General features: G+C 63.5%; 9 protein-coding genes. 3 read left to right on the top strand and 6 right to left on the bottom strand.

Annotated features, from left to right (window positions below; genetic code table 11):
• Window positions 1-154 precede the first annotated feature (154 nt).
• Complete coding sequence (locus tag ABI213_RS14185) at window positions 155-559, bottom strand: transposase (RefSeq protein ID WP_348008406.1); 405 nt, start codon at window positions 557-559, stop codon at window positions 155-157.
• Between the two features lie 210 nt (window positions 560-769).
• On the opposite strand from ABI213_RS14185, the gene dinB reads away from it, so the two are divergent.
• Window positions 770-2,038 carry a DNA polymerase IV gene (dinB, locus tag ABI213_RS14190; protein ID WP_348008405.1) on the top strand — a complete coding sequence of 423 codons (1,269 nt, stop codon included), beginning with the start codon at window positions 770-772 and terminating at the stop codon, window positions 2,036-2,038.
• Between the two features lie 9 nt (window positions 2,039-2,047).
• On the opposite strand, the gene ABI213_RS14195 is transcribed toward dinB, so the two are convergent.
• The gene (locus tag ABI213_RS14195) at window positions 2,048-3,694 is read right to left on the bottom strand and encodes an AMP-binding protein (RefSeq protein WP_348008404.1); all 1,647 of its coding nucleotides are present in this window, start codon (window positions 3,692-3,694) and stop codon (window positions 2,048-2,050) included.
• Between the two features lie 146 nt (window positions 3,695-3,840).
• Between ABI213_RS14195 and ABI213_RS14200 the strand changes: the two genes are divergently transcribed.
• Window positions 3,841-4,767, top strand: a complete 927-nt coding sequence (locus ABI213_RS14200) for a DUF3034 family protein (protein ID WP_348008403.1) — start codon at window positions 3,841-3,843, stop codon at window positions 4,765-4,767.
• A gap of 11 nt (window positions 4,768-4,778) precedes the next feature.
• Window positions 4,779-5,204 (top strand): group 1 truncated hemoglobin, encoded by a 426-nt coding sequence (locus ABI213_RS14205; RefSeq protein ID WP_348008402.1) that lies wholly within the window; start codon window positions 4,779-4,781, stop codon window positions 5,202-5,204.
• 161 nt (window positions 5,205-5,365) lie between these two features.
• On the opposite strand, the gene ABI213_RS14210 is transcribed toward ABI213_RS14205, so the two are convergent.
• From ABI213_RS14210 to ABI213_RS14225, 4 genes are all read right to left on the bottom strand, one after another.
• Complete coding sequence (locus ABI213_RS14210) at window positions 5,366-6,145, bottom strand: hypothetical protein (protein WP_348008401.1); 780 nt, start codon at window positions 6,143-6,145, stop codon at window positions 5,366-5,368.
• Between the two features lie 34 nt (window positions 6,146-6,179).
• Window positions 6,180-6,680: a hypothetical protein gene (locus ABI213_RS14215; protein ID WP_348008400.1), complete on the bottom strand. Its 501-nt coding sequence runs from the start codon at window positions 6,678-6,680 to the stop codon at window positions 6,180-6,182.
• A gap of 24 nt (window positions 6,681-6,704) precedes the next feature.
• Window positions 6,705-7,241, bottom strand: coding sequence for a hypothetical protein (locus ABI213_RS14220; protein ID WP_348008399.1), 537 nt, complete (start codon window positions 7,239-7,241; stop codon window positions 6,705-6,707).
• Window positions 7,242-7,243: 2 nt separating this feature from the next.
• Window positions 7,244-7,582: hypothetical protein (locus tag ABI213_RS14225; RefSeq protein ID WP_348027595.1), on the bottom strand; the 339-nt coding region annotated here is incomplete at its 5' end.

The following is a 7,582-nucleotide window of genomic DNA, read 5'->3' on the forward strand; positions in this document are numbered from 1 at the left end:
GCGCAGCACCCTATGGGCCTGGGCAAAGTGCCCCCATTGCATGGACTGGCGTTGCATCTACGCCCACCCTGACAGGCACTGCATTGCGCAAATAGGCGCGCCCAAACAGGGCCCGACGCTAGCCCGGCGCACGCTTGCACGGTGCGCGAACTTGTCACCTCTGTCTGCTGGCCCGCATGCCCCATGGCGGCCCCTTGGGCTGGGCTGTCCCGATGGCTCCCGGTGCCGGTAGCTGCCTGCACCCTGCCACCGTCGCCACCACCCGAAGGACACTGACTTTGCAGCAAGGGCACTGCATCACCTCCAGCCTGGCCCGCGTCAGCTTGTCCATCTTGCACGCACTGGCCAACACCCCGTAGTGCCCGATGCGCTGGATGCCCGCAGGCAAGGTGTGTAGCAGCACGCGCCGAACGAACTCTGCGCCAGGCAGCCTTACCGTACGTTTGCCGCCCTGGTCGTCCGAGCGCACCGTAAACACCTCCTCTTCGGGGGTGATGGCCTTGATCCGATCATTGCCAATGGCAGTAAGGTGGATATAGCGAGAGAGGTACTCCAGCACGTGCGCGGGCTCTCTGCATATACCGCCCCCTCATACTGGTACAGCCGTCGATATACTGGATGCATATCCAGCTAAAAATTTACAATGCAACGCGGCGACCCACTCCTTCAATCCTCTGTGGCGGTACCAGGTGCGGGCGGAAATTCGGCAGTCTCACTATCGCCAACACCGGGCCAGCCGTTGGAGCAAGCTGGTAAGGTATCGCTCGATATGCCACCGCAGCAGACCACTTCTTCGCCCGACTCCACCCACCCCGCACGCCCCACCCGCAGAATAGCCCACCTCGACATGGACGCGTTCTACGCCTCCGTGGAGCTGCTGCGCTACCCGCAGCTCAAGGGCTTGCCGGTGGTGATTGGTGGCGGGCGGCGCCAGGCGGATGATGCGCTGCGCCAAACCTATGGCCAGGATTTATCGCAGATTCCGGTGGCGGCCTTTCCACTGCTGAAAGACTACGCAGGTCGCGGCGTGATCACCACGGCCACCTACGCGGCGCGTCAATTTGGCGTGGGTTCGGCCATGGGTTTGATGAAGGCGGCCAAGCTGTGTCCGCAGGCGATTTTGCTGCCGGTGGACTTTGAAGAAATCCGCCGCTATTCGCGCCAGTTCAAGGCCATCGCCCAGGACATCGTGCCGCTGATGGAAGACCGGGGCGTGGACGAAATCTACCTGGACTTCACCGAGGTGCCCGGCGGCCAGCGCGAAGGCGGGCGGGTGTTGGCGCGGCTGATCCAGAAGGCGGTGCTGGACGCGACCGGGCTGACCTGCTCGGTGGGCGTGGCCCCCAACAAGCTGATCGCCAAGATGGCCAGCGAATTCAACAAACCCAATGGCATCTCCATCGTGGGCCCAGATGATTTGCAAACGCTGATCTGGCCCCTGCCCTGCCGCAAGATCAACGGCATCGGCCCCAAGGCCGGCGAAAAACTGACCGCGCTGGGCATTCACACCATTGGCGACCTGGCCGCGGCCGACCCGCAGTGGCTGGTGGCCCACTTTGGCAAGTCCACCGGGGCTTGGATGCATGCCTCGGCCCATGGCCGCGACGACCGCCCGGTGGTGACCGAGAGCGAACCCGTGTCCATGAGCCGCGAAACCACTTTTGACCGCGACCTGCACGCGGTGCACGACCGGGCCGAGCTGGGCGCGGTGTTCACCCGGCTGTGCGAGCAGGTGGCCGCCGACCTGCAGCGCAAGGGCTATGTGGGCAAAACCATTGGCATCAAGCTGCGCTATGACGACTTCAAAGCCGCCACCCGCGACCACACGCTGACCCTGCCCACGGCCGATGCCAAAGCCATCCGCCACGCCGCTGGGCAGTGCCTGAAGCGCGCGCCGCTGGACAAACGGCTGCGGCTACTGGGGGTGCGGGTGGGCTCACTGGTCAAGGTAAATTTAGAGCTAGATGCGGTGCTAGCGCAGGTAGCACCTGCGCCAGCAGCTATGCATTTGGAAGCACAGACGGGCTGGCTGTTTTAGGCCTAACAGTTAAACCGCCCGCAGTTCGCGGCGCAGCACTTTGCCCAAGGCAGATTTGGGCAGCACGTCGATAAATTGGACGCTGCGCGGGCGTTTGTAGCCGGCGAGCTGCTGGGCGCAAAAAGCCAACAGCTCGGCCTCGGTCACGGCCGGGTCTTTTTTGACCACCACCAGCTTGACCGCCTCACCGGTGGCCGCATCGGGCACGCCCACGGCGGCGCATTCCAGTACGCCGGGGTGCTGGGCCAGCACGGCTTCGATCTCGTTCGGGTAGACGTTGAAGCCGCTGACCAGCACCATGTCTTTTTTGCGGTCGATGATGCGGATGCGGCCCTGCGCGTCCATCACGCCGATGTCGCCGCTGAGGAAATAGCCGTCGGCCGTGATGGCGGCAGCAGTCTCCTCAGGGCGCTTCCAATACCCGGCCATCACCTGCGGGCCGTGGATGGCGATTTCTCCGGGCTGGCCCGGGGGTACGTCTTGGCCCAGGTTTTCCAAGTTAAGGTCCAGCATGCGGATGTGCACGCCCGGCATGGGCATGCCAATGTCGCCGGTAAAGGCCTCCAGATCGGTGCGGTTGCAGACCACGGCGGCAGCGGTTTCCGACAGGCCATAGCCTTCGGTGATGGGGCAGCCGGTGACCGCCAGCCAGCGGCTGGCCACCGCGGCCTGCACTGGGCTGCCGCCACCGTTGCTGATGCACAGCTCGCTAAAGTCCAGCTGCACAAAATCGGGGTGCTGCAGCAGCGCGCCAAACAAGGTGTTGACCGCCGGGAACATGTGCAGTTTGTAGGGCTTCAAGAGCGCGATCATGGCCGTCTGGTCGCGCGGGTTCGGGATCAGGATGTTGCGCGCCCCGGCCCGCATGCCCAGCAGGCTGCAGGCCACAAAGGCAAACACGTGGTACAGCGGCAGCGCGCAGACGATGGTGAACTGGGTGCTGCGTGCCTTACGCTGCAAGCCGGGCTGCATCCAGGCCTCAGAAGCCAGCACATTGGCCAGCAGCGTGCTGTGCAGCAGCGTGGCCCCTTTGCTCACGCCCGTGGTGCCGCCGGTGTACTGCAGCACCGCTGGGTCGCTGGGCTGCAACAGGGGCGCGCGGTACGGCAGGCTGCGGCCTTGGTAGATGGCATCGACAAAGCTGCTGCCGCCTTCGGTCAGCGCGGGCAGCACGGCCCCGGCGGGCAGGCCCAGCAGGTCGGTGCCTGTGGCGACCAGCACCGTGGCCACATCGGTGTGGGCCACGATGGCATCCAGAGTGGGCACAAAACGGTCCAGGATGACGATGGCCTTGGCGCCCGAGTCCTGCAACTGGTGCAGCAGCTCGCGCGGGGTGTACAGCGGGTTGATGTTGACCGCGACAAACCCGGCCCGCAGCACCGCGGCCATGGCCACCGGAAAGCTCAGCAGATTCGGCAACATGATGGCCACGCAGTCGCCCTGCTCCAGGGCTTGCACCTGCAGCCAGGCCGCCAGCGCTTTTGACAAAGCATCCACATCACCGTAGCGCAGTGCGTGGCCCATGAAAACATAGGCATCGCTGTCTCGGTAGCTTACAAAACTGTGCTCCAAAAGAGCCACTACCGTCTGCGGACCCGAGGTGTCGAGGGTGGTCGGCATTCCAGCGGGATAGTGGGCGTGCCAAGGGTGTTGCATAGAGGGTATCTCGGTTGAAGTTGCCAAGGAACTCAGTGGCAAGAATTCCTGTTTTCGGGTATTTTCGGTGTATCCGAATGTGGCGGCTGAGGCAACCATGTTACAAATAAAGCTAAGCGTTTCGCCCCACGCCACGAGGAGTTTTTATGCGTTTGTTAACCACCGCACTCGCGGCTACCACTTTAGCCCTGTGCAGCCCCTGGACCCTTGCCGAGACCGGCAAACTGCTCTTGACCGGGGGAGTCAGCAGCATCGACGGTGCAGCCGGTGGCGGGCTGAGCCCCTGGGCGGTGGTGGGCAGCAACGCCACCGACCGCGAAATCGGGGCCAGTGCCGCCCTCACCCGCGTGCATACCCAAGACTACGGCCTGAACGTGGCCGGGGCCGTAGTGGGCATCCACAACCGGCTCGAACTGTCCCTGGCCCAGCAGGACTTCAACGCCGGGCCTACGTCCGCGCTAGCGGCTTTTGGCGTCACACCCGGCCAGCACATCAAGATGGATATCCTTGGCGCCAAGGTGCGGGTGGCGGGCGATGCGGTGCTGAACAGCGATACCTGGATGCCGCAAATTGCCGTGGGCCTGCAGCACAAGCGGGTGCACGCAGGCAGCATGGAACCGGTGCTCACTGCCCTGGGCGCCAAAACCACCGGCACCGATGTCTACCTGAGCGCCACCAAGCTGTTCCTGGGCCAGGGCCTGCTGGTCAACGGCACACTGCGCGCCACCAAGGCCAACCAGAACGGCCTGCTGGGCTTCGGCGGGGCGCTGGGACAAGACAAGTACCGGCTGATGCCCGAGTTTTCGGTCGCTTACATGCTGCGCAAAGACGTCGTCATCGGCGCAGAAGTACGCTTCAAACCGAACAACCTGGAACCCGTGGGCAACGCTGTGTTCGGAGCCAATTCCGCCGCGCTGCGCGAAGACAACTGGCAAGACCTGTTTATCGCCTGGGCTCCCAGCAAAAACTTCTCGCTCACCCTGGCCTACGTGGATCTGGGCCGCATCGCCCCCGCACTGGTGTCAGGCCGCAAACAAACCGGTGGCTATGTGTCCGCCCAAATCGCATTTTGAGGACTCGCAGCATGACCTTTTTCAAACCCTGGATCGCCGCCGCTGTACTCGTACTGGCCGGTGCTGCGCACGCCCAGACCGCGCCGCTGTACCAGTCGCTGGGCGAAAAAGCCGGCATTGCCGCCCTGGCCAGCGACTTTGTGGACCGCATGAAAGCCAACCCGCGCATCGGCAAGATGTTTGACAACATCAAGCCCGCCTACCTGAAGGAGCAGATCAGCGACCAGTTTTGCGAACTGAGCGGCGGCCCCTGCAAGTACGACGGCGAAACCATGAAGAACTCTCACGCTGGCCTGGGCATCGACAAGGCCCAGTTCAATCTGGTGGTGGAGATTTTGCAAAATGCCATGGATGCGCGCGGCATCCCGTTCACCGCGCAAAACCAACTATTGGCCAAGCTGGCCCCTATGCACCGCGAGATCATTACCGTGGAGTAAGTTAGGGGCTAAATCGTGCTCTGGCGCAGGTAGCACCTGCGCAGGCAGCTACTTTTTTAATAGTAAATGTAAGCCAGCACAGTACAAAGCTTGGTTTGCTCTCTTATCCATAGCCTCCCACGCAGGCGCAATATGCGCCAAAGGCCTAAAAGGCTTATAAATTAGCCTTCGTCTGTCTTCAACACGGCACCGCCAGCACGGTCAAAGCGCAGCGAGATTTCATGCAGGCTGCTACGCAGCTCGGCGCTGGCATTGGGCGGCAAGATGACGAAGCCGTCTTGCTGGTCGGCACGGGCCAGGCCCAGTTTGAGCTTGAGCTCGCCTTCGGCCAGCCGCAGGGTGGGCATGCCGGTTTCCAACTGCTGCAAAAATCCGCCCATTAAATGCCCGACCTGGTCGGGGGCGAGCACCTCCAGCTTGCCCGCAGCGCCCAACTGGGCCGACAAGGCTTTGATGCGCTCTGTGCCCAGGCGCAAGCTCTCAGCGGTAGCTTTGGCGGTCGCGGCTTGCTCGGCCACCGTAGACTGCACGGCGGCGGTGACCGCCGATTTTTCGCGCTCGGCACTGGCATCCAGGCGTTTGAACAGGGTTTGGTTGTCAGACTGGGCCGTGTCGCGCTGCTCGGCCAGGCGCTGGTTTTCGGCCAGCAGCCCCTCGATCTGGGTTTTCAACACCGTGATCTGGGCGGGCAGATCGTCGGCCTCTGCCGGTGCGCGCAGTTGCGCCTGCACGCCTGCCAGCTGTTGGCGCAGCGCGTCGGCCTCGGCGGTGGCTTTGAGTTCACGGTCGCTGGCAGCGGTGGCGGCCAGCTTCAGGCGCGACATGGTGTCCGCCGCTTCCGCCAGGCTTTTGCGGGCGGCGGCTTCGGTGTCAGCGGCCTGGGCCTGGGCGGCCTTTACCGCGGCTTGCAGCTGGGCCAGAGTGGGGGGTTTGGTCACCATCTTGGATTCCTCGATTGCGCACCGGACTGGCTTCTCAATCTGCCACCAACTGCTCGCGCACCGTGCGGCCGTCGGCATCGACCGCATTCACCAGCCAGCGGCTGCTGCCCGGCACAAAGGTGGCACGCACCTCCAGCGGGCCGATCACCCGCTCCAGCGCCTGCAGGTCGTCGCGTTGGCGAAAGCCTTTGATGATCTCATCCTTGGATTTGACGGGCACGGTGGTGCCGCCCGGGTTGCCGGCCACGGCCGGTGCGGCCGCGGTGGCTACAAAGTTGACGCGGATGGTGGACACGGCCGAGGCATTGAGTGCGCCCGCCAAGTGGGCTGACGACAGCGGTTCGATCTCCAGCTCGCCGGTGCTGCTGCGTGACACGGCGGCTTTGATCTCCAGCGTCGCCTCGGACATCACCATGCCGCTGGCCAAGCCCACACCCAAGCCGAGATCGGTTTGGGCGCTGGTCAGGGCGGCACCGGCATTGCCCAGCAACACACCCAAGGGCGCACGCGGCAGATTCGGAAGAGTGGTGGCCATGGTGAAAATGCTCCGGCAGTCCGCTTAGCCAGTCACCGTGCGGCGTGGAATCTCCAGGCGCAGCGGGGCGGGCACGGGCACCAGGGTGGCGGTGATCTTGGAATGCACCGACACGTCACGGTTGAGTTTGCGCTCGAAGCGGATGTTGGAGGTCTCGGCAAACAAACCCAGCCCGCCCTTCTTCACCGTACCGTCTTCGTTGATCTGCTCCACCAGCTTCAGGTCCATACTGACTTCGACCGTGGCCTGCGAGAACTGGTAGAAGGTCGGCTTCACGCCCAGCGCCAACAGCGACACGGTTTGCGGCGCACCCTGGGTGAAGGTGACCGTACCATCAGCCGCCACCACTTCGGTGATGCTGGGGACGATCTGCACCGTGGTTTCCGCCAGCTCGGTCACCATCTCGGCTGCGCTGCGGTCCAATGCCATCTGTGCGTCGGCAATGCCTTCGGCCATCAGGCGCACCAGATCGGCAAACGAGGTAGATGCCGTCTCTTGCACCACCACCTCGGCCGGCACGATGGGTGCACGAAAGACCTTGGTCTTGTCCAGGGTAGCCATGGTCAGGCAGGGACTTTGGGTGGGCGGTTGTCTACCACGGTGAGCTGCGGCGCAATGCGGGGTGGGGGTGGCACCGGCACCATGCGGGTCAGCAGGCGGCTGGTGCCATGCACTTCTTTGCCAAACTTGCGGTTATGTGAGACATCGACCGACACCGATGCGCTCCAGCAGGCAAACCCGGCCTTGGCTTTGACACCGACCTTGAGGCTGGTCTCCACCGAGGTGGTGGTTTTGATATCCATCGTGACTTCGATGGTGGCCTCGGCAAACTGGTAGAAAGTGGGCATCAGCCCGATCTGGATCAACGACACGTTGACCGGGGCCGAATTCACGTAGGTCAC

The organism is Rhodoferax sp., assembly GCF_039922535.1.
Taxonomy (GTDB): Bacteria; Pseudomonadota; Gammaproteobacteria; order Burkholderiales; family Burkholderiaceae_C; genus Rhodoferax_B.

Coding starts and splice junctions, on each gene's coding strand:
- dinB (WP_348008405.1), top strand. CDS start 770: ATGCCACCGCAGCAGACCACTTCTTCGCCCGACTCCACCCACCCCGCA.
- ABI213_RS14195 (WP_348008404.1), bottom strand. CDS start 3,694: ATGCAACACCCTTGGCACGCCCACTATCCCGCTGGAATGCCGACCACC.
- ABI213_RS14200 (WP_348008403.1), top strand. CDS start 3,841: ATGCGTTTGTTAACCACCGCACTCGCGGCTACCACTTTAGCCCTGTGC.
- ABI213_RS14205 (WP_348008402.1), top strand. CDS start 4,779: ATGACCTTTTTCAAACCCTGGATCGCCGCCGCTGTACTCGTACTGGCC.
- ABI213_RS14210 (WP_348008401.1), bottom strand. CDS start 6,145: ATGGTGACCAAACCCCCCACTCTGGCCCAGCTGCAAGCCGCGGTAAAG.
- ABI213_RS14215 (WP_348008400.1), bottom strand. CDS start 6,680: ATGGCCACCACTCTTCCGAATCTGCCGCGTGCGCCCTTGGGTGTGTTG.
- ABI213_RS14220 (WP_348008399.1), bottom strand. CDS start 7,241: ATGGCTACCCTGGACAAGACCAAGGTCTTTCGTGCACCCATCGTGCCG.